Origin of the sequence: Nereida ignava, assembly GCF_001049735.1 — a bacterium.
Taxonomy (GTDB): domain Bacteria; phylum Pseudomonadota; class Alphaproteobacteria; order Rhodobacterales; family Rhodobacteraceae; genus Nereida; species Nereida ignava.
In genome coordinates, this window is sequence record NZ_CVPC01000002.1 from 358,093 (window position 1) to 383,314 (window position 25,222).

A 25,222-nucleotide genomic window follows, 5' to 3' on the forward strand; every position below is an offset into this window, starting at 1 on the left:
GTCCAATGATAACCGGCACGACAAATATGCCGGACACCAAATTCCAACAACTGTACCGACGGGGTCCACATGAGCGATATGACATCTTCCGGCCAAATGCTCGCGGCGGATGGAACGCCACTTAAGACGAGCCTTGCGCGCGCACTTCGACGTCAGAAACTCCGCGCACTTGCGCTGATTGCACCGCTTTTGCTGTTCGTTGTGATCACCTTCATCGTACCGATTGCCACGATGTTGTTCCGGTCAGTTGAAAACCAGATCGTCTCAAGCACGATGCCCCAAGCCGTAGAGCTGCTTCAACAATGGGACAGCGCCACAGGCGTCGCCCCCGATGAGGCCGTATACCAAGCCCTTTATTTCGACCTTTTCAAAGCCGCAGAAGCCAAAGAGCACACGAAACTTGGCACTCGGCTTAACTATGAACAAACTGGCACGTCGTCGCTTTTCCGCACATCGGGGCGCAAGCTTGATGATGTGGGCGAGCTTTGGCAGGATCCAATCGAAGATATCGCACCCGCCCTAAAAGACGGCGAGACATGGTTTGCGATGATGTCAGGAACCGGCTCCAACACTGTATTGGAAGAACGCCGTGCGCTTTGGGCCTCGCTCGTCGAAGAGCCTTTTGCAGGCGATGTTGGCATCACTATTTCAGATGAAATTGCCCAGATGCTTCCCCTCACCACCGCCGCCTACGCGGACTGGGCGATTTATGAGGCCATCGAAGACGGCAAGGACATCTCAAAACGCGATCCATGGGAAGCGGTTTACGCAGGGCTTGGCCTTGATTTGCGCAGCGATGCAACTGTCCGCGCGGTCAATGCCTACACTGGCCCGCATGCGGCCGACCTACAGCTGCTGACAGCTAATCTGGATCAAATGCCAAACACGATGTTCAAAGACGCCTTTGCGGAAATGGACGAAGATTGGCTTGATCCAGAGGTCTGGGAAGCGATCAAAATCTACAGCCCTAACTACACCTCTGGTTATTTCTTGAACGCGGTCGACATGAAAAAAGGTGTTGAAACCGCTGAGATGCGTCCCGAGAACCAACAGATCTATATCACGCTTTTCAAACGCACACTTTGGATGTCTCTGGTCATTACAGCAAGCTGCATTATCCTTGGCTATCCCGTCGCGTGGCTGTTGGCGAACCTGCCGATGCGGACCGCTAACGTGTTGATGATCTTGGTGCTGCTGCCCTTTTGGACATCACTTTTGGTACGTACATCCGCTTGGAAAGTGCTGCTGCAACAGCAAGGTGTGATCAACGAAATCCTCGTCTGGCTTGGCTTTGTTGATGACGCAAACCGCTTAATCTTGATGAACAACGCCACCGGCACAGTCATCGCCATGACACACATCCTGATGCCCTTCATGATTTTGCCGCTTTACTCAGTGATGAAGACCATCCCACCCAGTTATTTGCGCGCGGCCAAAAGCCTTGGCGCGACGAACTTTACTGCATTCCGTCGCGTGTATTTCCCACAATCTGTACCAGGCATCGGTGCGGGCTCAATCCTCGTGTTCATCTTGGCGATCGGCTATTACATCACGCCCGAAATTGTGGGTGGCACAGATGGCGTGCTGATCTCAAACCGTATTGCCTATCACATTTCAAGCTCACTCAACTGGGGGCTGGCAGCGGCACTTGGATCAATTTTGCTAGCGCTGGTGATGGTGCTCTACTGGCTCTACGACCGGATCGTAGGCATCGATAACGTGAAACTGGGGGGCTGATTTATGGCTATTCTTGCACAGGCACCGCGCCCGAAACTGATGACATTCACAGCACCCTGCACTGCCGCACTAGCTGCTGCGATTGCGTTTGTTGTCGGTAATGCATTTGGCACCCCCTTGGTGGGACTGGCTATCGGGGCGGTCTTTGGGTTCATCCTAGCGGCACTGCTTGGACAGTTTGCTGTCCCGCGCACGATGGGCAGAACAGCCACCATCGCGTTTGTCGCCGTCGCTGGCTTTAGCGTTGGCGCACTTGGCGGTGCGGTTGCGGGCGCGTTACTCGGGGCGGTTATCAGTTGGTTTTTTTACTGGCTGCACACTGGTGCCTATCGCCGGGCCGTGCCCGTTTACTACACCGCTGCGCAAACGCTTTGGTACAACACGTTTCTGTTCATCTGCGGGTTAGTGTTTTTCTTTCTGATCGCCCCGCTGCTGCCAGTGATTTGGCTGTCTTTCAATGCGCAGGACTTTTTCACGTTTACGCCTGAAATGCTGTCGTTTGATCCTGCTGGCTATTCGCTCAAACACTACCGCGATTTCCTTGGGACCGATGAATGGATGGTGCCGCTTAAGAACTCGCTCATCATCGCGCCCATTGCGACGTTGATCTCTGTCACACTTGGCACTCTGGCGGCAATCGGTTTATCACAGTCACATGTGCCTTTCCGTCAAGCGATTATGGCGATCATGATCTCGCCGATGATTGTGCCGTTGATCATTTCTGCGACTGGCATGTTCTTTTTCTACGCGCCCCTCGGGAACTGGTTGGAAGCAAACCTTGGCCTTAATCAATCGTTTGTAGGTTACGTCAAAGTCATCTTGGCACACTCGGTTCTGGGTGTTCCGTTCGTCATCATCACCGTGACTGCCACGCTTGTGGGTTTTGACAACTCCCTGACGCGCGCGGCCGCAAACATGGGCGCAAACCCCGTGACCACCTTTTTCCGCGTTCAGATGCCCCTTATCTTGCCCGGTGTCATTTCAGGTGGGCTGTTCGCCTTTATCACGTCGTTCGACGAGGTCGTCGTGGTGCTTTTCGTAGGCTCCGCACAACAACAAACACTGCCGTGGCAAATGTTTACGGGTCTTCGTGAACAAATCAGCCCAACCATCTTGGCCGCAGCAACGATCCTTGTGACGTTCTCGATCTTGTTGCTGACCACTGTGGAATTGCTGCGCCGCCGCTCGGAACGCTTGCGCGGGTTGTCCCCTAGCTAAGGGGTCAGGCACGGATTAAATATCATCAAAAGAGGGGCGAAAGACCCCTCTTTTTTCGGGGCCGCCTGCAGCCCGTGACCAGCGCTTCAGATCAGTTGCCCAACGAAATCCCCGCTGCTACGACTTGGTTCAGACACATCAGGAGCGCGCGTGATGAGCGACTATGACGTTGGAATTGTGGGGGCGGGAATTGTCGGTGTCAGCACCGCACTTTGGTCCCAATTGCGCGGGCACGAAACTGTTTTGATCGATCCCAATCCACCCGGTTCAGGGGCAAGTTTTGGCAACGCCTGTACCCTTGCGACCTACGCCTGCATGCCCGTTAATGACCCTTCGGTTTTCAAAAACCTGCCTGCGCTTTTGTTCAGCCCAAACAGCCCACTTTCTATTTCTTACGCCCATGCGCTGAGAAACCCCAAATGGATGCTGTCGTTTCTCGCCAATTGTACTGAAAAGCGGTCCAGTGAAATCGCTCAGCATTTGGCTGAACTTTTGGCCAATGCAGACGCAGGGCTTAATCCGCTTATTGCGGAAGCAGGCGCTGAAGATCTTGTCGTCAACTCTGGCCAGCTGTCGATATGGTCCACGGACAAAGCCGCGGATGAGGCCAGCGCGTCCCTGACAAAACGGCAAGCACTTGGTGTGACCCTTGAGGACCTATCCGAGGCAGAGGCCCGCAGCCTTGAGCCGAACCTTGCGTTGCCCATCAAGCGTGCTGTTTTCTACCCAACGGCGCGGCGCATTCACGACCCGCAAGAATTGATCCGCCGGATGCACGCGCGTTTCACATCGCTCGGTGGGCACACAGTTGCCCAGAAACTGATCCGCTCCAACGCTGGCTCAAAAAGTGTTGTGTTGGATTTCGAGAATGGCGGCTTAGAAGTGGGCAGGCTCGTGGTGGCCGCAGGTGCGCTGTCAAACGAGATTGAAGGGACTGACACCAAACACCTGCCTTTGGGTACTGAGCGCGGCTATCACTTGATCTACGGGACTGAAGGCAATCGCGTTAGCCGCCCTGTCGGTTGGGCCGAGGGCGGCTTTTACGCCAGTCCCATGGCCCAAGGTCTGCGGATTGCAGGAACTGTCGAAATCACAGGTAAACACAGAACTGCCAGCACAAACCGGACTGCCTATCTACGCCGCCGCGTCGGCGAGATGTTCCATGATCTTCCGGCCCCAGAAAGTGAATGGATGGGGCTACGCCCGACAATGCCAGACGCCCTGCCCGTTATCGGCCAAAGTGCTGCATCTGAGCGGATCATTCACGCGTTCGGGCACCAACACCTTGGCTTGACCCTTGGCGGCATCACGGGCCGGATTGTTGCGGATTTAATCGAAGGTCGGCAACCAAATATCGACATTTCACCCTTTAGGCCAAACCGCAGCTTTATTTCCAATAGGCCCGCTTAGACGCACCGCACCCGATACCGGAGACCCAACTATGACCACAGACACATACATTTCGATCGACACGCTGCGCGAGCAGGTATACGCGGCTTTCGCCAAAAGCGGTGTACGGCCAGAAACAGCCCAAAGCGTGACGGACGTAATTGTGGCCGGTGAGCGGGACAACTGTAAGTCTCATGGCATCTACAGGATTGAGGGGTGCTTGCGGTCAGTTGCTTCGGGTAAGGCCAACCCCACGGCCGTGCCTGTTTTGAAAGACGGAGGCAAAGCAATCATCGAAGTGGATGCAGCGGGCGGCTTTTCCTGCCCTGCCTATGATACGGGCCGCCCCACACTAATTGAACGAGCTAAAGAACTTGGTATGGCCAGTTTGGCAATCCGCGACGCCCTGCACTTTTCGGCGCTTTGGTATGAAGTAGAGGACCTTGCACGGGCTGGCCTTGCGGTCATTTCGATGTGTCCAAGCTATGCCTTTGTGGCACCCGCTGGGGGGACCACGCCGCTCTTTGGAACCAATCCATTTGCGTTTGGCTACCCCCGCAAAGGCACCCACCCTTACGTGTTCGATTTCGCAACAAGCGTTGCTGCAAGAGGGGACATGGAAATGCGCCGTATCGCCGGAGAACCTATTCCGGAAGGGTGGGCAATTGCCCCTGACGGCAGCCCTACAACTGACGCCACCGAAGGACTGGCAGGCGCCATGCTGCCATTTGGCGCGCACAAAGGCTCTGCGATCTCATCGATGATCGAACTTATGGCAGGGGCGATGTTGGGCGAATTCATGAGTAAAGAGGCGCTTGATTTTGCTGAAGGCGGCCCGCTGCCCCGCCACGGTGCGCTTATCATTGCTTTTGATCCGGCTAGGTTTGCCCACAGCAGTGGGCGCGATCCGGTGGCAGAGGGCGAGGTGCTGATCAACGCAATGACAGACCAAGGCGCGAGGCTGCCGTCAGAGCGACGCTACGCTGCACGCGAAACAGCCGAAACACACGGCGTATTGCTGAGTGAGACGGAGATTATGCGGCTTGAAGCTTTTGCCGCGCGTGGGCTTGGTGCGTTAGATGATTAATTGGTTATTGCGCCCGCGGGCAGGCCAATACTTCACGCCACGTGGCCATTTTCATCAGCGCGCGCAATATCAGCCGTCAGAGAAACATCAACTAGACTTGCGCAGTAATGGCATGCCTGCAGCGGCTTCAATCGCTGCAGGTCAAGCGCGTAAGGAGTGTTATAGCAAATCAATTTCTCTAATTATCGGCGATGGCATAACATCATCAGCAGTATCAACCACACCAGCACCTAAACCGAATTCGACCTGTCCACTACCAAAGCCCACATCAAGGCCGATGTAGTTGTTACTACCTAGGTAAACGACACCAACCGTTGGCCGCACGCGGTTCTCACCAAAAACGTAGTCCAGACCTAGGCTACCAGCCACTTTGTCTTCTTCGTTATCAGTAAATCCACGTACGCCGAGGCTGGTTACAACACCATTACCACCGAACGAAAAATTAAGTCCAAAACCGATACTCGGATAGGAAAACGCTGGGGTCACAAATCCGGTAATTGCTACTACTGCAAGGATTGTCAGTTTAATAATGAAATCATTCCTCGTTTTACTCGTTAAAATCGTTAACTTCCCATGAGCTAATCCAAATTAGCGATAGAAAACCCCGTTCAGGAAAAAATGCTAGATTTCGCAACATCTCGCTACGCTCACAACACAAAAACGGCGCCTTGATCTGGGTCATTACGTCGGATTTTTTTCCAACTCGCTTAATCAAGTTGGACAAAACGCCGAATAATCCAATAAAATCAATGTTTTTTGTAAGAATGGCGGTCCTTAGAGGATTCGAACCTCTGGCCTCTGCCTTCGGAGGGCAGCGCTCTATCCAGCTGAGCTAAAGGACCTTTTGAAACTCTATACCTGTGCGCAGCTTTCCTCGCAACGCCGATATTGATCAAACTGCGGCTTTACGCAGTCTCAGGCAAATAACTCGTGGCAAAGCTCAAGTGCATCAACAAGCGCATCAACCTCAGCCTCTGTATTGTAGAGACCAAAAGATGCACGACAGGTCGCCGGAACGCCCATGTGCTCCATCAATGGTTGCGCACAGTGATGACCCGCACGTACGGCCACGCCCTTTTTATCAAGCACAGTCGAAATATCGTGCGCGTGAGCAGCACCATCAATTGTGAAGCTGAAAATAGCAGCCTTATCAGAGGTTTGCCCTTGAATATTCAACCAATTCAGGCCCTTCAGCTTGGCCCACGTATAGTCGCGCAGCTTTTCTTCATGGGCCGCGATATTTTCCATACCGAGGTCCATCATATATTCCAGCGCCACACCAAAGCCGATCGTCTGAACGATGCCAGGAGTGCCCGCTTCAAATTTCATCGGGGGCGCGTTCCATGTCACACTGTCGCGGTGAACCTCGCGGATCATGTCGCCGCCGCCAATAAAAGGCCGCATCTCTTTCATGCGATCCATCTTGATATAATTCGCACCAGACCCTGACGGACCATAAAGCTTGTGCCCAGTGACACAGTAAAAATCACAGCCAATATCGGCCACATCGACGGGCCCGTGCACAGCCGCTTGACTACCATCTACCAGCACTGCAGCACCTTTTGCGTGCGCGGCCTCGGTGATAGATTTCACATCAACTTTGGTGCCTAAAACATTGGAAAGATGAGATATTGCAACCAGCTTTGTTTTTGGGCCAATCGCATCGATCACCGCTTGGGGATCAAGGGCGCCGTTGGCGTCAACATCGACCCACTTTAGGACAACACCCTGACGTTCGCGCAAGAAATGCCACGGAACAATATTGGCATGGTGCTCCATCACACTCAGAACAATTTCGTCACCGGCTTGCATACGCGGCATCGCCCAGCCATACGCAACAAGGTTAATGCCTTCAGTCGTGCCACTGGTGAACACAATCTCGTCTTCTGATGGCGCGTTAAGAAACTTCGCTACTTTGCCGCGCACCGCTTCGTATTTATCCGTTGCAAGGTTCGACAGATAATGCAGCCCGCGGTGTACGTTGGCGTATTCTTCCGCATAGCCTTTGGTCACAGCATCAATGACCACCTGCGGCTTTTGCGCAGAGGCCCCGTTGTCGAGATAAACCAACGGTTTGCCATTCACTTCACGCAACAGGATCGGGAAATCTTTGCGCACTTCAGCTACATTATACATCTCGGGGTCTCTCCTTTTGCCGGCGGCTTACGCGCCAGTGGCGAATAGGGTTAATAGAAGGCTGAAGCCAAGGGCCAGCGCAACAAGTACTAAGATCAGCAATTTTGTGGCTTTCCACATTGAGCCAAGCTCATGCACGATATCGATAAAACCCACCATGACATAGATCAGGTAGGCACCCACCCCCATGAACAGAACAGCCCCTAACTGCGGGGCAAATACCGCCGACAAAACGACCGTCAGTTGGAAAGGTATTGAGTAAATTTGCAGCCATGACAGCACGACCGCAACGTCCTTAAAGCCGCCGCGCCCGTCTAAAATACGCCCGCCAAAGTAGATCGCACAAATCAGCACCATCAACTGACCGAACTGACGCACTGCAAGTAACCAAGGTTCGGGGCGTGCTATTTCCTCCATCCCGCTTGGCAGCTGTTGTGGGGCCACAAACTGAATGATCAAAGCCAAAAGCGTAGACAGGATCGATACCAGCAACACGATGGGCATGGCAGCGTCGCGCGGAATTGGCAAAGAAAGGGCTGCAAACGCCCCCTCTTTCGGGTCACGCAATGTCACACGAAAGAGCGTGGCAATATCGGGAAAGCCGCTCATGATGGAACCTGAAAGGTTGCGCGCAGCGAGCCAATGAAAAACCACAAAAACATAGCCAGCCACAGGACGCCAACTGCCACAAGCGCCTGCCCTTCGCCCACGAACCCTGCCGTAAGGCCATTCAAAAGCGCGAGGGGGGTTGCTGCAAAAAAGCTCCAGAACACCGCAAGCCGTGTGGTGAAGAATGTCCCCAACTTCGTAAATGGGCGTGTCACCACGTGGATCAAACCGGCGAAAATATAGAATAGCAGCGGCCAAAACAGCATCCAGCTGACAAACTCATAGGTCAACATTTGCGTAAGGTCGCCGCCCTGCTCAAACTGCTCGCGCGCAAGACGCGGCAGGCTTGATACGAACATCAGCAAACACCCCGCCATCAAAATGGCGAGGGCCCGATCCTCACGTTGACCAGCCGTCAGCAAGCGTCGCATGACCTTTCCAGGCCCACGGTACGTCGCCACAATATCAGTGCTGACAGACACCCTAACCGCGGCGACGCATCAGCCACGCTTCGAGGCGGGCCAAGATGTCTTCCGAGATGTCGTCACTCTCAATCTCTTCGATGGCTTCTGCCAAAAACGATAGCACCAAAAGATCTTCAGCTGTCCCCTTCTCTACGCCGCGTGAGCGCAGATAAAACAAGGCTTCTTCGTTGATGGCACCTGATGTCGATCCGTGCGAGCAAGCAACGTCATCAGCGTAAATTTCAAGCTCTGGCTTGGCAAGGAATTGGCTATCATCATCAAGCAAAAGAGATTGGCTAATCTGATAGCCATCTGTTTTTTGCGCATCAGGCTGAACCAGAATTTTACCTTGGAAAACGCCGACCGCACCGTTCCGCAGCACTTTCTTGAACACCTGACGGCTTTCACAGTTGACCGCGTCGTGGGTGATGAAAACCGTATCATCGTGGTGAAACGCACCGTCGCCCATGCACGCGCCAGCAACAGATGCCTGTGCATCGTCGCCCGTCAGCTCAAGCACAACTTCGTTGCGGGTCAGCACACCGTTGGCGGTCATGGTGAAGGATTTAAAGACAGACTCTTTGCCCAAGCGGCCAAAGATGTGTGTCACCGCACGGCGCTCATGATCACGTCCTTGCGCACGGATGTGATGAAACACGCCAGTGTCAGCAACATCGACTTCCATGCATTTGTTAAAACGCGCTGCAGCAGGACCGTTTTCAAGCACAGTAACTTCCGCACCCGCATCAACCTTAATCACGTGGTGCAGGGTCGCGTCGCTGGTTGCATCGGCATGACGGTAAATCAGGCTAATCGGTTTGCTTGGCGTGCCAGTCACATGGATCAAAACGCCGTCGGTTGCCGTGGCAGAGTTCAGGGCCGCGAGCGGACGCTCAACTGGCGACTGACCTTTGGCTTCCAAAACACCATAGAGATCTTTCGCCCAGTGGATATCCGCGGCACCCGCATCAGCAAGCCGCTCAATCGTAACACCCTCAGGCGCCATGTCGTCAGAGGCATCCACATCAAAAACACCATCGACGAACACTAACTTCAGCCGGTCGATACCGTCATAAAGCGGCGCTTCGTCCGCTGCGTCAAATACGTCTGCGCTTTGGGCTACCGCTTCGGTCAATGTGCTTGGGTCAGTGTATTTCCAATACTCATCGCGCTTGGTCGGCAGACCCATTGCACGGAGCCGCGCCAAGGCGTCATCACGCGCCGCGGCAAGCCATGCACCGCTTTGTGGCACAGGCTGCGCGGCAAGGCGCGCATCAGTCAGGTTTGTTTTGATGTCAGGCAATCCCATCTCAGGCCACCTCTTCAGCCAAGATGTCGGCGTAGCCATTTTGCTCAACTTCAAGCGCCAGCTCTGGGCCACCTGTTTTCACAATTCGACCGTTTGCCATGATATGCACAACGTCGGGTTTGATGTGATCGAGCAAACGTTGGTAGTGCGTAATCACCAAGAACGTGCGCCCTGCGTCACGCAGCGCATTCACGCCTTCCGACACAAGTTTCATCGCATCAACATCAAGGCCAGAGTCAGTCTCATCAAGGATGCACATCTTTGGCTCAAGCATTGCCATCTGCAAAATCTCGTTGCGCTTTTTCTCACCACCGGAAAAGCCCACATTAACAGGACGCTTCAGCATCTCTGCGTCAATTTTGAGCGTTTTGGCTTTCTCGCGCACAACCTTCAAGAAATCACCTGCAGAAAGTTCTTCCTCACCACGCGCTTTGCGCTGTGCGTTCACCGCTGTGCGCAGAAACGTCATGTTCCCAACACCGGGGATTTCCACAGGATATTGAAACGCCAAAAATAGACCAGCCGCAGCACGCTCTTCGGGTTCCATGTCGAGCACATCTTCGCCCTGCAAATGCGCTGAGCCTTCCGTAACCTCATAGCCATCCTTGCCAGACAGCACATACGAAAGCGTCGATTTACCAGACCCGTTTGGCCCCATAATCGCGTGCACTTTGCCCGCTTCCAAAGACAGATCAACGCCTTTTAGGATTTGCTTGTCTTCGTCTTCCAATTTTACGTGCAGGTTCTTGATCTCTAGCATCGGTAGTGTCCTTCGTATGCGGCTGACCGGTTCAGTTGAAGCAAACTCATTTTTTTACTTTAACTACGAACCGTAAGCCTTTGTATTCATGTTTTTAGTAGATCGATATCCACCAAATTAATTCAGAGTAAAGTGCAGGTTATCCAACCGACCCTTCAAGTGAAATGGCAACAAGCGCCTGTGCTTCCATCGCAAATTCCATGGGCAGCGCCTGAAGCACTTCCTTACAGAAACCATTCACGACCAATGCAACCGCCTCTTCCTCGTCCATACCGCGCTGGCGGCAGTAAAAGAGCTGCTCATCATCGACTTTTGATGTGGTCGCCTCATGCTCAACACGGCTCGAGTTGTTCTTCACCTCGATGTACGGCACCGTGTGAGCACCACATTTATCACCGATCAGAAGGCTGTCACACTGGGTATAGTTGCGCGAATTCTTCGCTTTGGGGTGCATCGAAACCAAACCACGATAGGTATTCTGCGCTTTGCCCGCGCTGATCCCTTTCGACACGATCCGTGACTTGGTGTTCTTGCCCAAGTGCACCATCTTTGTACCAGTGTCGGCCTGCTGCATGTTGTTGGCAATCGCAATTGAGTAGAACTCACCTTGCGTATCGTTGCCGCGCAAAATGCAGCTTGGGTATTTCCAAGTCACCGCAGAGCCGGTCTCCACTTGCGTCCACATCACTTTTGCACGGTCGCCACGACAATCGGCGCGCTTGGTCACAAAGTTGTAGATGCCGCCTTTGCCGTCTTCGTCACCGGGGTACCAGTTCTGAACGGTCGAGTATTTTACTTCCGCGTCTTCTTCGATGACGATCTCAACAACGGCAGCGTGTAACTGTGCTGTGTCACGTTGTGGCGCCGTGCACCCTTCCAAGTAAGACACGTATGAGCCTTTGTCGGCGATGATCAGTGTGCGCTCAAACTGTCCTGTGTTTTCAGCATTGATCCGGAAATACGTGCTCAGCTCCATCGGGCAACGCACACCCGGCGGCACGTAAACAAACGAACCATCCGAGAAAACGGCAGAATTGAGCGTCGCGTAATAGTTATCACTGACCGGTACGACAGAACCGAGGTACTTCTTCACCAATTCGGGGTGCTCACGAATGGCCTCCGAGATGGAGCAGAATATCACACCAGCTTTGGCAAGCTCATCCTTAAATGTTGTGCCAACAGAAACACTGTCAAACACCGCATCCACGGCCACTTTACGCTCTTCTTCCGGCGCTTCTACACCAGCGAGCAACGCCTGTTCCTTCAGCGGAATTCCCAGCTTTTCATATGTCGCCAACAGCTTGGGATCGACCTCATCAAGTGACTTGGGCTTTTCCACCATACTTTTCGGACGCGCGTAATAGTACTGATCCTGAAAATCGATTTTGGGATAGCTCACCATCGCCCACTCTGGCTCGGTCATCTTTTCCCACCGCTCAAAGGCCTGCAGACGCCATTCGGTCATCCACTCGGGCTCTTCGTTCTTTTCAGAGATCAGCTTTACGATATCGGTGTTCACGCCCTTAGGCGCGTATTCCATCTCGATATCCGTGTTCCAGCCGTATTTATACGTCCCCGACAGCTCTTTGACTGCATCCACAGTTTCCTGATCGACGCCGTCTTTGACTTCTACATCCAAGCTCATCTCGATTTCCCTTCCTATGGCCCCGTTTGGCACTCTGTTTTTCAGCGCGCCCCCACGGGGCTTTCGTCGTTCATGCAGCGCGTGCGCGCCACTTCTGTTCTGCTTTCAACCAGGCCTGCGCAAACCGCAGCACCTGACCTTCTGTTGTCTCCGGCCCAAGCGACACACGGATCGCTGAGCTCGCCTCGGTCTCTGAGTAGCCCATCGCCTGCAACACACCGCTGGCGCGGACTTTGCCGCTGCTGCACGCACTACCGGCAGAAACCGCAAACCCAGCGAGATCCATCGCCATGACCTGTGTCTCGCCCTTCCAACCGGACGTGATGAAGCAACTCGTATTCGGCAGCCGTTCAAGACCTTTCCCGACACAAATAGTCTGGTTAGCACCGGACGCAAGGGAGTTTTCTAGAATAATTCTAAGTTCTGTGATCCGTTCCCAAACACCGTCAGCTAAATCACGCGCTGCTGCCTCGGCCGCAGCCCCGAAACCAGCGATCCCGATTACATTTTCAGTACCAGACCGCCGCCCCATTTCTTGGCCGCCGCCCTTAATTTGCGCCTGCAGATCAGTTCCTTGCGGAAACACCACTGCGCCGACGCCTTTGGGACCACCAAGTTTGTGACCGGAAACCAACCCCATTCGGATGCCCGTCCAGTCAAAGGCAAGCGGCAGCTTCCCGAACCCTTGGGTCAAATCGCTCACCGCAAGACCAGATGGCAATTTTTGGATCACACCAGTTTCAGAATTGGCAATCTGAACACATGATTGCCCTGCGTTAGACACCTGAACCTGCCCCTCTTTCAGGGGTAAATCCGGCGTGACCCAAGCCGCAACCGCGTCATGCTCAATCGGTGCTGCGTGCAAATCCCGCCCTGCAAGCGCAAGTGCGGCGCTTTCTGTGGCAGACGACGTAAAGACAATATCACTGCCCGCTGCACCAAGTGCATCACTGATCTGCTGGCGGGCGCGCTCTACAATCGCTTTGGCTGCGCGTCCCTCACTATGAACACTCGATGGATTACCAACCGCATCCATCGCCGCAATCATCGCAGCGCGCGCCTCGGGCCGCAAAGGGGCCGTGGCGTTGTAATCAAGATATGTACGCGGACCCATCACAGCTTAGTCGTCCACAACTTCAAACAGGTTTGGCACCGCCGGACACGGCGCAAGCCCGTTGCCCACAACGTCACTAAGCCGCGTTTGGTGCAAAAACACATAGACATGCGCGCTCAGCCCTTCCCACAACCGATTGGTCATGCTCTGCGCGCGACTGCCAGACAACCCACCAGAAGCCCCCGCACCTGTGTGTAGCGCGTTTACCGTCTCATCTACCGCCGCAAGAATATCCACCACCCGAATTTCAGACGCCGCGCGTCCCAAACGGTAGCCCCCACCCGGCCCGCGCACGGAACTTACCAGTTCTGCGCGCCGCAACTTCACAAATAACTGCTCCAGATATGGCATCGAGATATCCTGCCGCTTGGCAATTTCACCAAGAGACGTCAGCTGATCCGCCGGTTGAAGTGCCAAATCCGCCAGAGCAACCATCGCATAGCGCCCCTTAGTGCTTAATTTCATGGCAAAATATTCCCAATTGATTGACGATCTAACCGTTTGCGCATAGGTCGATAAGACCTGCTTGGCCTACGCCAGATCAGACACAACTTAGAACCGTTCTAAAGTTCTCAACCGGCGGCGTCAATACGCACCCCGCACTGAGTGAACCGCGAACAGATATCGTCCGAAGCGCACGCAGCCCCGCGGCGCAGCCACATTAAGGGACCCCTATGCCCGAAGTCATTTTCCCTGGCCCCGAAGGCCGCCTCGAAGGTCGTTACCACCCCCAGAAAGAAAAAGACGCGCCTATTGCTATCGTTCTTCATCCACACCCGCAATTCGGCGGCACGATGAACAACAAGGTCGTCTACAACCTGCACTACGCGTTTTACAACATGGGCTTCACGGTCCTGCGGTTTAACTTCCGCGGCGTAGGACGCAGCCAAGGTGAATATGACCAAGGGGTCGGCGAGCTGTCAGATGCGGCATCTGCACTGGATTACCTGCAGTCGATGAACAACAACTCCAAACACTGCTGGGTCGCTGGCTTTTCGTTTGGCGCGTGGATCGGTATGCAGCTGTTGATGCGCCGCCCTGAAATCACGGGGTTCATCTCGGTCTCACCGCCCGCCAATATGTACGACTTCTCGTTCTTGGCGCCCTGCCCGTCATCTGGCCTGATCATCAACGGTTCAAACGACCGTGTCGCACCACCCGCCGACACCGTGAACCTCGTGAATAAGCTGCACGAACAAAAAGGCATCACCATCACCCATGATGAGGTGCCGGGCGCTGGTCACTTCTTTGAAGAAGACCACATGGACACACTGATCGATACAACGACCAGCTACGTCCAACGTCGTTTAACCGAAAACACACGCTAAAAATTAGGCGCAGCTTTCAACGGCTGCGTCTGCTCCTATACCGTTACCAGTACGATCTTTCCGCCCTAAGGAACCGCCCATGGACGACCTTCAAAAGATGGCTTCTGAGTTGGCAGCCGAGTGTATCGCCGTCCAAAAAGAAATTGGCGACGAACGGCTTTTCATTCAGGTCGCATCTGTGTTGGGCGCCTCCTCGCAAACTCTTGAGGAAGCCTTTCTGACCAACGTGCGCACGAAAATGGCCGCTGAAAAAGCCCGCGCGTTTCTTGTTGAAACTTTGCGCGTCCACCGCGCTTCCACGGATACCAACCCACACACATGACCGATGCCACCCACTGGCCAGTTCCTGCGCCGGACACGCCCCATGATCTTGATCAGCAATTGACGTTCCTGCGCGAGATCGACCGGCTGAAGCAGATCAACCGCAACAACCTTTTGACCACCAATGCGCGCCCTGAAAATACCGCCGAGCACAGTTGGCACGTAGCACTTCTTGCACTGGTCGCCGCCCCCTATTTCCCCAAACCGGTCGACGTTGACCGCGCGATCGCAATGCTGTTGATCCACGACATTGTTGAGATCGACGCAGGCGACCACCCAATTCATTTGCGTCACGACAACGCCGCAATTGCCGCCAAAGAAGAAGCAGCTGCCACCCGCCTTTTTGGACTTTTGCCAGCCGCACAAGGCGCCGCACTTCATACATTGTGGCGCGAATTTGATACTGGCACATCTGACACAGCGGTTTTTGCACGAAGTTGCGATCACCTTCACCCAGAACTGATGGTAATGACGGGCGCACGCGCCAGTGATGACCATATCCAAATCGGCGTTGATAACCTTGCGACGGGCCGCGCCTCGCGCCTCAAGCAAACTTGGCCAGCTGCGTATGAGTTACTGGATGCGTTGCACCACGACCAAGCTATAACAGGGCCACTGGCCGACATCACCGCATTCATCCATCAGACAGACGCGCTGAAACAAGTCCTACGCGCCACACCCATTTTGAGTGACCCACGGCTGGAAAACTCGGGCGAGCACAGCTGGCATCTCGCCATGTTCGGGCTGATCTTGTCAGGTCACGCAACAGATCTTTTGGCAGATACGCAGGCCGCGACAATCATCAAGATGTTGCTTATCCATGATATTGTTGAAGTGGACGTTGGCGACACGCCCATTCACGGTAGCTTTGACGCCGCTGAAATCGAAAGCCAGGAACAAGCCGCCGCTACGCGAATTTTTGGCCTTCTGCCTCACAAGGAAGGCACTGAGCTGACTGTGCTATGGCAAGAATTTGAAGCCGCCCAAAGCCCCAACGCGATCTTCGCCAAGTCCATTGACCGCGCACAGCCCGTCTTGGCCAATCTTGCACAACACGGTGGAACTTGGCCAACCTATCACGTCACGCGCGAACAGCTTGAAGCCCGTGTAGCTGCAAAAATCAAACGCGGCTTTCCCACCCTTTGGAATGCAATAAAGCCTGAAATTGATCTCTGGTTTGCCAATAATACTTAGCGCGTAGTTGCTTCACTCTTTATTAGTATACAATTGCATACTATGCTTTCGTTGGAAAAGTTTTTGCGCTAACCAAAGCCTGAAACACCCGTTGATTCACGAGCCAGCCAAATTGCAAAGGGCCCAATCATGACCAAAATTAAGGTAGAGAACCCCGTCGTTGAACTCGATGGCGATGAAATGACACGCATTATCTGGGACTTCATCAAGAAGCAGCTGATCCTGCCGTATCTCGATCTTGATCTGAAATACTACGATTTGGGAATGGAAGTACGTGACGAGACCAATGACCAAATCACTATTGATGCAGCAGAAGCCATCAAGAAATACGGCGTCGGCGTCAAATGCGCGACGATCACCCCAGATGAGCAACGTGTCGAAGAGTTTGGCCTCAAAAAGATGTGGCGCTCACCCAATGGGACGATCCGCAATATTCTGGGTGGCGTTGTGTTCCGCGCGCCGATCATTTGCTCAAACGTGCCCCGCCTTGTGCCAGGATGGACGGACCCCATCGTGATTGGCCGTCATGCGTTTGGCGATCAGTACAAGGCTACAGACTTCCTGATGCCCGGCCCTGGCAAGCTGACAATGAAATTCGTGGGCGAAGACGGCACAGTGATCGAAAAAGATGTCTACGACAGCCCCTCTGCGGGTGTGGCCATGGGCATGTATAACCTTGATGCATCAATCATTGATTTTGCGCGGGCGTCGTTCAACTACGGGCTGAACCTCGGATGGCCTGTGTATCTGTCGACTAAAAATACAATCCTGAAAGCCTATGACGGCCGCTTTAAGGACTTGTTCCAAGAAGTCTTTGACGCAGAGTTTGCCGAAAAATTCAAAGAGGCTGGCATCTGGTACGAGCACCGCTTGATCGACGACATGGTCGCTTCCGCGATGAAATGGTCAGGCAAATTCGTGTGGGCCTGCAAAAACTACGACGGCGATGTACAGTCGGACACAGTCGCTCAGGGTTTCGGCTCGCTCGGGTTGATGACCAGTCAATTGATGACGCCGGACGGCAAAATCGTTGAGGCAGAGGCCGCACACGGCACCGTCACGCGCCACTTCCGTCAGCACCAAAAGGGCGAAGCAACATCGACCAACTCGATCGCTTCTATCTATGCGTGGACAGGTGGTCTGAAGCACCGCGCGAAACTCGACAATAACGCGGAACTTATGAAGTTTGTTGAGACGCTCGAAAAAGTAATTGTGGACACGGTTGAATCCGGCTTCATGACCAAAGATTTGGCGCTGCTGGTTGGTCCGGATCAAAGCTGGCTGACCACAGAAGGGTTCTTGGAAAAGATCGACCAAAACCTCAACGCGGCCATGTAAATGCCTTCCCTCACCGTTGCTAATCTCATGCGCGGCGGTGGGGGCCTTCTTTTGTTTATAAATATCCAGACAAGTAGCCTTTCCCACTGGTTGACCCCTCGTCCAATCTCGCTATCACCGTTAGCTAAAGTTCTTCGTAACGCGGTGAGGCGAGCCATATGATCCAACGGTTGTACAATTGGACTTTGTCCATGGCCGAGCACCCTCACGCGCTTTGGGTACTCGCACTTGTGTCTTTCGTGGAAAGTTCGATCTTTCCCATTCCCCCCGATATTTTGATGATCCCGATGATCCTTGCTGCCCCGTCACGGGCGTTTGTGATTGCAGGTGTTGCACTTGTCTCATCGGTTTTGGGCGGCCTCTTAGGGTATGCAATCGGGGCACTGGCCTTTGACACCGTCGGACAACCGATTTTGCAGGCCTTGGGCAAGGCCGATAGCATGGAAGCCTTCAATGGCCGCTTTAATGACGTCGGGTTCTGGGCGGTTCTCATCGCGGGGATCACGCCTTTCCCCTACAAAGTCATCACGATCATGTCGGGCTGGACTGCGATGCCGTTGGGCACATTCATCGTCACATCGATTATCGCACGCGGACTGCGCTTTTTCATCGTCGCGGCACTGTTGTGGAAATTTGGCGCCCCTATCAAAACCTTCATCGAAAAGCGGCTACCGTTGATGTTCACACTCTTTGTCGTGGTTTTGATTGGCGGCGTTTATGCGGTGAAATTTCTATGAAGCGTCTTAGTTTGATCGCGGCGGGTGGTTCACTCGCGCTTATGGTTGCGGCCTATGGCTTTCAGCATTTTGGCGGGCTCGCACCTTGCAAAATGTGCCTGTGGCAACGCTGGCCACATGCTGCCGCAATCGTGTTGGGCGGCTTGATGTTGATTTTCCCCGCACGCGTTATTGCATGGCTCGGTGCACTTGCTGCTGCGACCACCTCCGCGATTGGATTTTATCACTCAGGCGTAGAGCAAAAGTGGTGGGAAGGCCCATCAAGTTGCACTGGTGGCGGTCTGTCGGGCTTGTCGGGCAATGCACTGCTGGATCCCAACGCCGCCGGCAAAGTGGTGATGTGCGATGACATCGCATGGGTGTTTCTTGGGCTATCAATGCCTACTTGGAACGGCATCGTGAGCCTTGCACTTGCGCTGATTTGGGTGGCTGCAGCCCGCCGCTAAGACGCGAATTTCTCGTTCAGATAGGCTAACAAAGGCGCTTCTGTGATCTCTGCCTCTGACGTGCCGCAAGCCTTTGCAATGACTTCTTTCGGTCGGTAAAGCCCACCGTGGCACTGCACATTGCGTCGCAGCCAACCGGTGGCCGCAGAAGTGTCCCCGTTAGCAAGCATGTCATCCAGGCCCGTGACGTCTCGGCGCAGTGCTTCATGCAGGCACCCGGCATAAACATTACCCAGCGAATAGGTCGCGAAATACCCAAACAGACCAACAGGCCAGTGCACATCTTGCAAAACCCCATTGCTTGCACGGTCAGGGGCATAGCCGAAATCAGCCTCAAAACGGCTGTTCCACGCATCCTCCAGATCAGCAACATCAAGCGCACCAGACATCAACTGACGCTCAAGATCGAAGCGAAGGGCCACATGCAGATTGTATTGCACCTCATCGGCCTCAGTGCGGATGAACCCCGTGTTCAGCCGGTTCACAACACGGAAAAACGTGTCCTCGTCGGCCACACCAAAATCACCGAACGCATCGCGCATTTGGCCAAAAAGCCAGCCCGTGAATGCACGGCTGCGCCCTAACTGGTTTTCATAGATGCGGCTCTGGCTTTCATGCACGCCCATCGACACACCCGCACCAAGGGGCGTCAACAAATATGCATCATCGATGTTTTGCTCGTAACACGCGTGGCCAACCTCGTGGATGGTCGAGTAGAAACAATTGAAAGGGTCATCCGCCGCCGTGCGGGTGGTGATACGCACATCCTGACCGCTACCAGATGAAAAGGGGTGCACCGCTTTGTCGATACGTCCGCGGGATAGATCATACCCAAAGACCTGCGCCAATTTCGAAGACAGCTCCAACTGGCGCGCCTCATCAAACGACCCCCTGAGCCCAGGCGGTTGCGCGCGCCCCATCACCTTATCACGCAGGGCAACCAAACCCGGACGAAGCGCATCAAACATCGCTGACAACTCTGCCGCCGTCATGCCCGGCTCGTAATCATCAAGCATGGCGTCATACACATCTCCGCCATCTGCCAACGCAGCGCCCTCTTCGCGCTTCAGCGCCACAACTTGCGACAGTGTCGGCGCGAAGCCTGCAAAATCATCGGCCACACGCGCCTCGGCCCATACACCTTGGGACAGCGATGTCACTTTGGCGATCTGTGCAGCAAGATCTGCTGGTACTTTCGTGGCCCGCGCATAACTTCTTTTTATATGGCGTAATTGCGCGGCCTGCTCCGGCGTTTCTGGCGTGGCGGCGTCAAGCCACTCTGCGATGCGCGGATCTGTGCCACGCGCATGCAAAACCTTTGCCATTGCGCCGTGCTCTTCCGCCCGCTGTGCCCCCGCACCTTTGGGCATCACTGTCTCCTGGTCCCAGCCCAATCGCCCCGCGATTTGCCCAAGCGCTTGGGTTTCGCGGACAAATGCCATCAATTCAGCGTAAGACATCGCCACCTACCCTCTGACAGATTGTGCGAGCGGGTAAATCGCCAAAAAGCGTGCCCGCAGCACCAATACCCACAACACTACCGCACCAAACTGATGCACAATCGCCAGTTCCCAAGGCGATGAATTCATCACGGTCACAATGCCCAAAACCATTTGCACAGTCATCATCGCCAACACCAAGTTAAAAGCAAAACGTGTTTGCGTGTTCGGGGACCGGCGCGCCCGTAGCCAAATGAAGATACCAAAACCAAACAGGATGTAGCCGGTCATACGGTGCATAAACTGCACCAAACCATCGTCTTCAAAAAAGTTTCTCCACAGTGGTTCAAGGGTGAACAAATCGGGGGGCAAAAAGCCACCAGCCATCAAAGGCCAATCAATATAATTGCGCCCGGCATCGATGCCCGCGACCAGTGCGCCCATCAATATCTGCAGACCCGTCAGAGCAATCAAAACAACCGCCAATTTCGCAAGTACAGGTTCACCAAGGCGACGCGCTTGGATCAGCGCACCGTCACTGCGCGAAAGCTGCAAAACATACCAAGCGATCACCCCAAGAATGACAAACGCCAACCCCAGATGCGTTGCCAACCTGTAGCTGGCCACATCCAGCATTCCGTTGTCCAACCCCGACGAAACCATCCACCAGCCGATCGCCCCTTGGCTTCCCCCAAGCGCGCCGAGCAAAGCAGCTTTGCCGGTCCAGCCCACGGGCATTTGACGCGTTGCAAGCAAGCCGAAGAAGCCTATCGCCCAGACCAGCCCCACGAAACGGCCCAACTGACGATGCCCCCATTCCCACCAATAGATCACTTTGAATTCGGACATACTCATGCCCTTGTTCTGAAGCTGATACTCGGGGATTTCTTGGTATTTCTCAAATTCTGACGCCCAATCGGCGGCATTCATCGGTGGGATCGCTCCGGTCACAGGGCGCCATTCAGTGATGCTTAGCCCACTGTCGGTCAACCGCGTGAGACCACCAACAGCAATCATCATGACGACCAGCGCAAACAGAACAATCAGCCAGCCTTTCAAAAAACCGCGCGCACCGCGCCGCGCCGCGTCAATACCACCCGTGACAGGCGCATTGCTGCCCTTGTCCTTGCTTGAGACCTCTTCAAAGATGGCGCGAGATTTAGCCATAGCGGGCGATCCTTCTGATGCGATTATTTAGGCAGCAATATAGGCCCAATCGAGCGTGACAGCTAGCGGTCCGAGGTGTCTTTTGACCAGACAAGCTGTCGCAGCATTCCGTGCAGGGTTTGTACGTCCGCGCGGGTAAGCGCCATACGTGACCACATATTGCGCAGGTTCGTTTTCATGCTCTGCGCCTTGGCTTGCGGGAAAAAGAACCCAGCTGTGTCCAACCGTTGCTCAAAGTGATCCGCAAGCCGCTCAACTTCAATATGCGGCGCCCAATCGGTTTTGACCATTTCATGGGCCAGCGGTTCAACACGCGTGGTCTGGCGACGCCACTCATACCCCGTCAGCAAGACACATTGCGCAAGATTTAGACTCGGAAATTCAGGGTTCACAGGCACAGTAATAGTGGCATTGGCCCGCGCAATATCGTCGTTTTCAAGCCCTGCAGCTTCGGGGCCAAACATCACGCCAACCTTAAGGCCCTGCGCGGTCTTTTCTGCGGCCACTTCCATTGCTGCTTCGGGGCTGTAGATCGGTTTGGTCAAACCTCTGTGGCGGGCGGTCGTCGCAAAGACGTAGTCACAATCACCCAAAGCATCCGCCAAAGTGTCGTAAACCTGCGCGCCGTCAAGCACGCGGCCTGCCCCCGATGCCATCGCCTTGGCCGCTGGATTAGGCCATCCATCACGCGGTGCAACAAGGCGCATCCTGTCGACACCAAAGTTAAGCATCGCACGGGCGGCCGCGCCGATGTTCTCGCCCATCTGGGGGCGCACCAACACAAAGGTCGGCGGTGCAAGCGGTGTGGGCGTATTTTGGGGGTTTTTACTCATGACAATCTGTTACGAACCGCTTGGCGAAAGGGCAACCCCTTGATAGAGGTCCTCAAAATTGCGCACTCTAGGTTTGGGGCAGATATGACCAATACACCATCCACCGATGACATCGCTGACGCCATCGCGCCACAACTCTATCTGATCTCGCCACCGCAGATCGAACTAAGCACGTTTCCCGCGCTCTTGGGTCAAATGCTCGATGAGGTCGACGTGGCTTGTTTCCGCCTTGCGCTTGCCAGCAGCGACGACGACGCCATCGCACGCGCCGCGGATGCGTGCCGCGAGGTCTGTCACGCCCGCGACGTCGCAATCGTGATCGAGCACCATCTGCTGATGGTCGATAAGCTTGGCCTTGACGGGGTGCATCTGACAGATGGTGCACGAACCATCCGCCATGCCCGCAAAGAGCTTGGCGATGATGCAATTGTGGGAAGTAATTGTGCGGCATCGCGCCATGACGGGCTGAATGCGGCCGAAGGCGGCGCGGATTACGTTTGCTTCGGCCCCTGCCGTGACACGGGACTAGGCGACGGGACATTGGCTGAGCCGGATCTGTTCCAGTGGTGGTCAGAAATGATCGAAGTCCCCTGCGTCGCAGAAGGTGGCCTTGATGCGGCTACGATCCGCGCATTGGCACCGATCTCGGATTTCTTTGCCGTTGGTGCGGAAGTTTGGGACGCCGAAAACCCGACAGAGGCGCTCAAAGAACTTCACGGGGCCATGATTTAAGACATCTCGGCAGCATCTAGGCCACCGCGTACAATTTCCTCAGCCGCACGGGCAAGCTCTTTGCGGCTGGCGAAGTCTGACACCTTCAACGGTGGATGATAAACCACATCTACGCCGCCCTGACGCACACCAGCCAATGTGCGCAGCAAATGCGGGGCAAAGTCCATGTCTCCCCACCATCCGTAAAACCGTGGCTCAGCACCATCAGGGGCGTGATAAATCAGCGTAACCGGCTGCACCCACATTTCGTCGCGCAGAGGTTGTTCAAAGAAGGCTGCAAAAAGCGTTGGCTTGAAGGATAGAACACGCTTGCCGTCGGTGCTTGTGCCTTCGGGAAAGAACAATAGCTTATGGCCCGCATGCAATCTGTCTTGGAATATCTGTTTTTGCAGGGCCGCTTCACGGGGATTACGGTTGATGAAAACAGTGCCAGTCGCGCGCGCTAACCAGCCAATACCGGGCCATTTCGCGACTTCAGATTTGGCGACAAAGTAGATGCGCTTGCTGGCGTTAAGGGCAAAAATATCGAGCCAACTTACATGATTTGCCACGATGGCACCGAACTGCGGCATCACCGCGCCAAAGACACGCCTGCGCATGCCAATAATCCGAAACGCCGTTTGGCAAACAAATTGCGTGATGAATGGCGTCCAAGGACGCCGCAAACCGAACAACGGTTTTTCAACAAGACGTACCAAAAGCAAAACGGCCAGACAGCCAAACGTAACAAGCGCCAGTACCGTGCCGCGCCAAGCCAGACGGATTAGGCCTTGCACGCCAAGCGGTGCTTCAATGGGGTATTCCCCCTCGTTCCAAGTGGTCATCGTGGAGCCCTTTGATAAAGTGCGGCTTGTTTTTGATTGATACGCGCCATGTCCAAAACCATACACACATCGACTGTGTTGAATGCATGATCAACCCAAGCGCCCTGCCCGACCATACCGCCCATACGCAGATACGCTTTGATAAGCTGCGGCGTTTCAAGAAGCGCACGGCGCGCATCTGTCTGTTCCTCAGCCAACTGATCCATCGCAACTGCGGCCTCTCCCGTCGCGGTTACACGCAACTCAGGTGGTGCCAAAAACCGGTGGTGCAAATGGCTCAACGGGTGCGCAAGGGCGTCCACATCAGTGCCGTGAAAGCTGGCAACACCAAACAGAATATCAACGTCATTCTTTGCTATATAGCCTGACAGACCTTGCCATAAATGCATCAATGCAGCACCACCACGATAGGATTTATGCACGCACGAGCGGCCAAGCTCTAACAACCGGCGACCGCTGGCTTTCAGAGGCCCAAGATCGAATTCATCCTCGGAATAATAGCGGCCAATTTTGGGCATCGCGTCGCTTGATAGTAGCCGGTAGACCCCCACACAGGCCTCTGCATCAAAGAGCATAAGATGCTCAAAGAACGGGTCGTATTGGTCTCTCTCAAGCCGCGCATCATGGTCAACCATGGGGCCGTTGCCGCCAAGTTCCGCGACGAATACCTCATAACGCAAAGCTTGTGCCGCACGGATGTCATCCGCAGACGCCGCCAACCTAACCGTAAATTTTGGTGAATGCCCCATCAAAGGGTTCCTTTCAGGCACAGCAAACCCGCAGTCCAATACCGTCATTACGTCTTATTTGCCTGACCTGCGCTTGGCAACGCGCATATATTAAGACATTATTAACGGGTAACGCGTAGCTAGAGGTCGAAAACCAACTCTAATTCGATTTGCGAGCCAACAATCACGACTTTTCCCTGCTCGCGGAAATTAACTGTAACTTTACCCGCAACGTTGGATTGCACCTGACCTATGCCCCAATCAGGCTGGTTCGGGTTTCTCACCAACTGCCCCGGCTCTAGTAATGTGTTTAGCTCAGACATCATCAGTCCTTATTTGACAGGCGCCACATGACCCAAGAAATTCAGAGCACTCCGCTAGACCTCAGCGCCCTTGTTGGCTCGCGTATTTGCCACGACCTTATCAGCCCTTTGGGCGCAATTGCCAATGGTGTTGAGTTGATGGCCCTTACGGGTGCGGAACAAACACCCGAAATGCTTCTGATTGCCGAAAGCGTTGAGGCCGCAGTTACCAAAGTCCGGCCGTCGGATGTGCATTTCTTTTTGACTGCACAAATGCGCGCAGAACATCAGATCGCGCTAAATATTGAAGTAAGCGACGCCGAAATCAAAATGACATTCTAGCAAAGCATAGTGCGCAGGCGCAG

General features: G+C 54.3%; 27 protein-coding genes and 1 tRNA gene. 12 read left to right on the forward strand and 16 right to left on the reverse strand.

All coding sequences use genetic code 11. The features are described from left to right. Positions 1-69 precede the first annotated feature (69 nt). The 4 genes from NIG5292_RS01925 (at position 70) to NIG5292_RS01940 (ending at position 5,431) form a co-directional block, all read left to right on the forward strand. Positions 70-1,737, forward strand: a complete 1,668-nt coding sequence (locus NIG5292_RS01925) for an ABC transporter permease (RefSeq protein ID WP_048597653.1) — start codon at positions 70-72, stop codon at positions 1,735-1,737. 3 nt (positions 1,738-1,740) lie between these two features. Then, on the forward strand, positions 1,741-2,955 hold the full coding sequence (locus tag NIG5292_RS01930; RefSeq protein WP_048597654.1) for an ABC transporter permease: 1,215 nt from the start codon (positions 1,741-1,743) through the stop codon (positions 2,953-2,955). Between the two features lie 153 nt (positions 2,956-3,108). Further along, positions 3,109-4,365, forward strand: a complete 1,257-nt coding sequence (locus NIG5292_RS01935) for an NAD(P)/FAD-dependent oxidoreductase (RefSeq protein ID WP_048597655.1) — start codon at positions 3,109-3,111, stop codon at positions 4,363-4,365. Positions 4,366-4,396: 31 nt separating this feature from the next. Beyond that, positions 4,397-5,431, forward strand: a complete 1,035-nt coding sequence (locus tag NIG5292_RS01940; protein ID WP_048597656.1) for an Ldh family oxidoreductase — start codon at positions 4,397-4,399, stop codon at positions 5,429-5,431. 159 nt (positions 5,432-5,590) lie between these two features. On the opposite strand, the gene NIG5292_RS01945 is transcribed toward NIG5292_RS01940, so the two are convergent. From NIG5292_RS01945 to iscR, 10 genes are all read right to left on the reverse strand, one after another. After that, positions 5,591-5,917, reverse strand: a complete 327-nt coding sequence (locus NIG5292_RS01945; protein ID WP_048597657.1) for a hypothetical protein — start codon at positions 5,915-5,917, stop codon at positions 5,591-5,593. 279 nt (positions 5,918-6,196) lie between these two features. Continuing rightward, positions 6,197-6,273: transfer RNA gene (locus tag NIG5292_RS01950), tRNA-Arg, on the reverse strand. A 73-nt stretch (positions 6,274-6,346) separates the two neighbouring features. Then, positions 6,347-7,567: a cysteine desulfurase gene (locus NIG5292_RS01955; RefSeq protein WP_048597658.1), complete on the reverse strand. Its 1,221-nt coding sequence runs from the start codon at positions 7,565-7,567 to the stop codon at positions 6,347-6,349. A gap of 27 nt (positions 7,568-7,594) precedes the next feature. After that, positions 7,595-8,176, reverse strand: coding sequence for a YIP1 family protein (locus tag NIG5292_RS01960; protein WP_048597659.1), 582 nt, complete (start codon positions 8,174-8,176; stop codon positions 7,595-7,597). After that, complete coding sequence (locus NIG5292_RS01965; RefSeq protein WP_233488144.1) at positions 8,173-8,607, reverse strand: hypothetical protein; 435 nt, start codon at positions 8,605-8,607, stop codon at positions 8,173-8,175. The genes NIG5292_RS01960 and NIG5292_RS01965 overlap by 4 nt, the downstream gene beginning before the upstream one ends. Before the next feature lie 52 nt (positions 8,608-8,659). Beyond that, entirely contained in the window at positions 8,660-9,949 is a 1,290-nt protein-coding gene (locus NIG5292_RS01970; protein ID WP_048597661.1) for a SufB/SufD family protein, read from the reverse strand. Position 9,950: 1 nt separating this feature from the next. Then, complete coding sequence (gene sufC / locus NIG5292_RS01975) at positions 9,951-10,709, reverse strand: Fe-S cluster assembly ATPase SufC (protein ID WP_048597662.1); 759 nt, start codon at positions 10,707-10,709, stop codon at positions 9,951-9,953. Positions 10,710-10,848: 139 nt separating this feature from the next. After that, the gene (sufB, locus tag NIG5292_RS01980) at positions 10,849-12,354 is read right to left on the reverse strand and encodes a Fe-S cluster assembly protein SufB (RefSeq protein WP_048597663.1); all 1,506 of its coding nucleotides are present in this window, start codon (positions 12,352-12,354) and stop codon (positions 10,849-10,851) included. A 70-nt stretch (positions 12,355-12,424) separates the two neighbouring features. After that, positions 12,425-13,468: a cysteine desulfurase family protein gene (locus NIG5292_RS01985; RefSeq protein WP_048597664.1), complete on the reverse strand. Its 1,044-nt coding sequence runs from the start codon at positions 13,466-13,468 to the stop codon at positions 12,425-12,427. 6 nt (positions 13,469-13,474) lie between these two features. Beyond that, positions 13,475-13,933 carry a Fe-S cluster assembly transcriptional regulator IscR gene (gene iscR / locus NIG5292_RS01990; RefSeq protein ID WP_048597665.1) on the reverse strand — a complete coding sequence of 153 codons (459 nt, stop codon included), beginning with the start codon at positions 13,931-13,933 and terminating at the stop codon, positions 13,475-13,477. Positions 13,934-14,142: 209 nt separating this feature from the next. Here iscR and NIG5292_RS01995 point away from each other — a divergent pair, with 209 nt between their 5' ends. The 6 genes from NIG5292_RS01995 to NIG5292_RS02020 all read left to right on the forward strand — a co-directional run bounded on the left by NIG5292_RS01995 (position 14,143) and on the right by NIG5292_RS02020 (position 18,832). Continuing rightward, positions 14,143-14,796 carry an alpha/beta hydrolase gene (locus NIG5292_RS01995; protein WP_048597666.1) on the forward strand — a complete coding sequence of 218 codons (654 nt, stop codon included), beginning with the start codon at positions 14,143-14,145 and terminating at the stop codon, positions 14,794-14,796. 79 nt (positions 14,797-14,875) lie between these two features. Further along, positions 14,876-15,118 (forward strand): hypothetical protein, encoded by a 243-nt coding sequence (locus NIG5292_RS02000; RefSeq protein ID WP_048597667.1) that lies wholly within the window; start codon positions 14,876-14,878, stop codon positions 15,116-15,118. Beyond that, positions 15,115-16,311, forward strand: coding sequence for an HD domain-containing protein (locus NIG5292_RS02005; protein ID WP_048597668.1), 1,197 nt, complete (start codon positions 15,115-15,117; stop codon positions 16,309-16,311). Before NIG5292_RS02000 ends, NIG5292_RS02005 begins: the two co-directional genes overlap by 4 nt. A gap of 129 nt (positions 16,312-16,440) precedes the next feature. Continuing rightward, entirely contained in the window at positions 16,441-17,649 is a 1,209-nt protein-coding gene (locus NIG5292_RS02010) for an NADP-dependent isocitrate dehydrogenase (protein WP_048597669.1), read from the forward strand. Positions 17,650-17,807: 158 nt separating this feature from the next. Beyond that, a complete protein-coding gene (locus NIG5292_RS02015) occupies positions 17,808-18,386 on the forward strand; it encodes a YqaA family protein (protein WP_048597670.1) in 579 nt (192 codons plus the stop codon). Next, complete coding sequence (locus NIG5292_RS02020; protein WP_306372337.1) at positions 18,383-18,832, forward strand: disulfide bond formation protein B; 450 nt, start codon at positions 18,383-18,385, stop codon at positions 18,830-18,832. Before NIG5292_RS02015 ends, NIG5292_RS02020 begins: the two co-directional genes overlap by 4 nt. Here the strand turns inward: NIG5292_RS02020 and NIG5292_RS02025 are convergent. The 3 genes from NIG5292_RS02025 to NIG5292_RS02035 form a co-directional block, all read right to left on the reverse strand. Next, positions 18,829-20,292, reverse strand: coding sequence for a carboxypeptidase M32 (locus tag NIG5292_RS02025; RefSeq protein WP_177193423.1), 1,464 nt, complete (start codon positions 20,290-20,292; stop codon positions 18,829-18,831). The two genes, NIG5292_RS02020 and NIG5292_RS02025, sit on opposite strands and share 4 nt — an antisense overlap. A gap of 6 nt (positions 20,293-20,298) precedes the next feature. Beyond that, the gene (gene ctaA / locus NIG5292_RS02030) at positions 20,299-21,438 is read right to left on the reverse strand and encodes a heme A synthase (RefSeq protein ID WP_048597672.1); all 1,140 of its coding nucleotides are present in this window, start codon (positions 21,436-21,438) and stop codon (positions 20,299-20,301) included. A 62-nt stretch (positions 21,439-21,500) separates the two neighbouring features. Beyond that, positions 21,501-22,271: an RNA methyltransferase gene (locus NIG5292_RS02035; protein ID WP_048597673.1), complete on the reverse strand. Its 771-nt coding sequence runs from the start codon at positions 22,269-22,271 to the stop codon at positions 21,501-21,503. Positions 22,272-22,355: 84 nt separating this feature from the next. On the opposite strand from NIG5292_RS02035, the gene NIG5292_RS02040 reads away from it, so the two are divergent. Further along, entirely contained in the window at positions 22,356-23,003 is a 648-nt protein-coding gene (locus tag NIG5292_RS02040) for a thiamine phosphate synthase (RefSeq protein WP_233488146.1), read from the forward strand. Here NIG5292_RS02040 and olsA read toward each other — a convergent pair. The 3 genes from olsA to NIG5292_RS02055 all read right to left on the reverse strand — a co-directional run bounded on the left by olsA (position 23,000) and on the right by NIG5292_RS02055 (position 24,878). Continuing rightward, the gene (gene olsA, locus NIG5292_RS02045; protein ID WP_048597674.1) at positions 23,000-23,827 is read right to left on the reverse strand and encodes a lyso-ornithine lipid O-acyltransferase; all 828 of its coding nucleotides are present in this window, start codon (positions 23,825-23,827) and stop codon (positions 23,000-23,002) included. The two genes, NIG5292_RS02040 and olsA, sit on opposite strands and share 4 nt — an antisense overlap. Beyond that, entirely contained in the window at positions 23,824-24,576 is a 753-nt protein-coding gene (gene olsB, locus NIG5292_RS02050) for an L-ornithine N(alpha)-acyltransferase (protein WP_048597675.1), read from the reverse strand. The genes olsA and olsB overlap by 4 nt, the downstream gene beginning before the upstream one ends. Before the next feature lie 119 nt (positions 24,577-24,695). Next, complete coding sequence (locus NIG5292_RS02055) at positions 24,696-24,878, reverse strand: DUF3553 domain-containing protein (RefSeq protein ID WP_048597676.1); 183 nt, start codon at positions 24,876-24,878, stop codon at positions 24,696-24,698. A gap of 27 nt (positions 24,879-24,905) precedes the next feature. Between NIG5292_RS02055 and NIG5292_RS15015 the strand changes: the two genes are divergently transcribed. Further along, complete coding sequence (locus NIG5292_RS15015; protein ID WP_053084818.1) at positions 24,906-25,199, forward strand: hypothetical protein; 294 nt, start codon at positions 24,906-24,908, stop codon at positions 25,197-25,199. Positions 25,200-25,222: the final 23 nt, after the last annotated feature.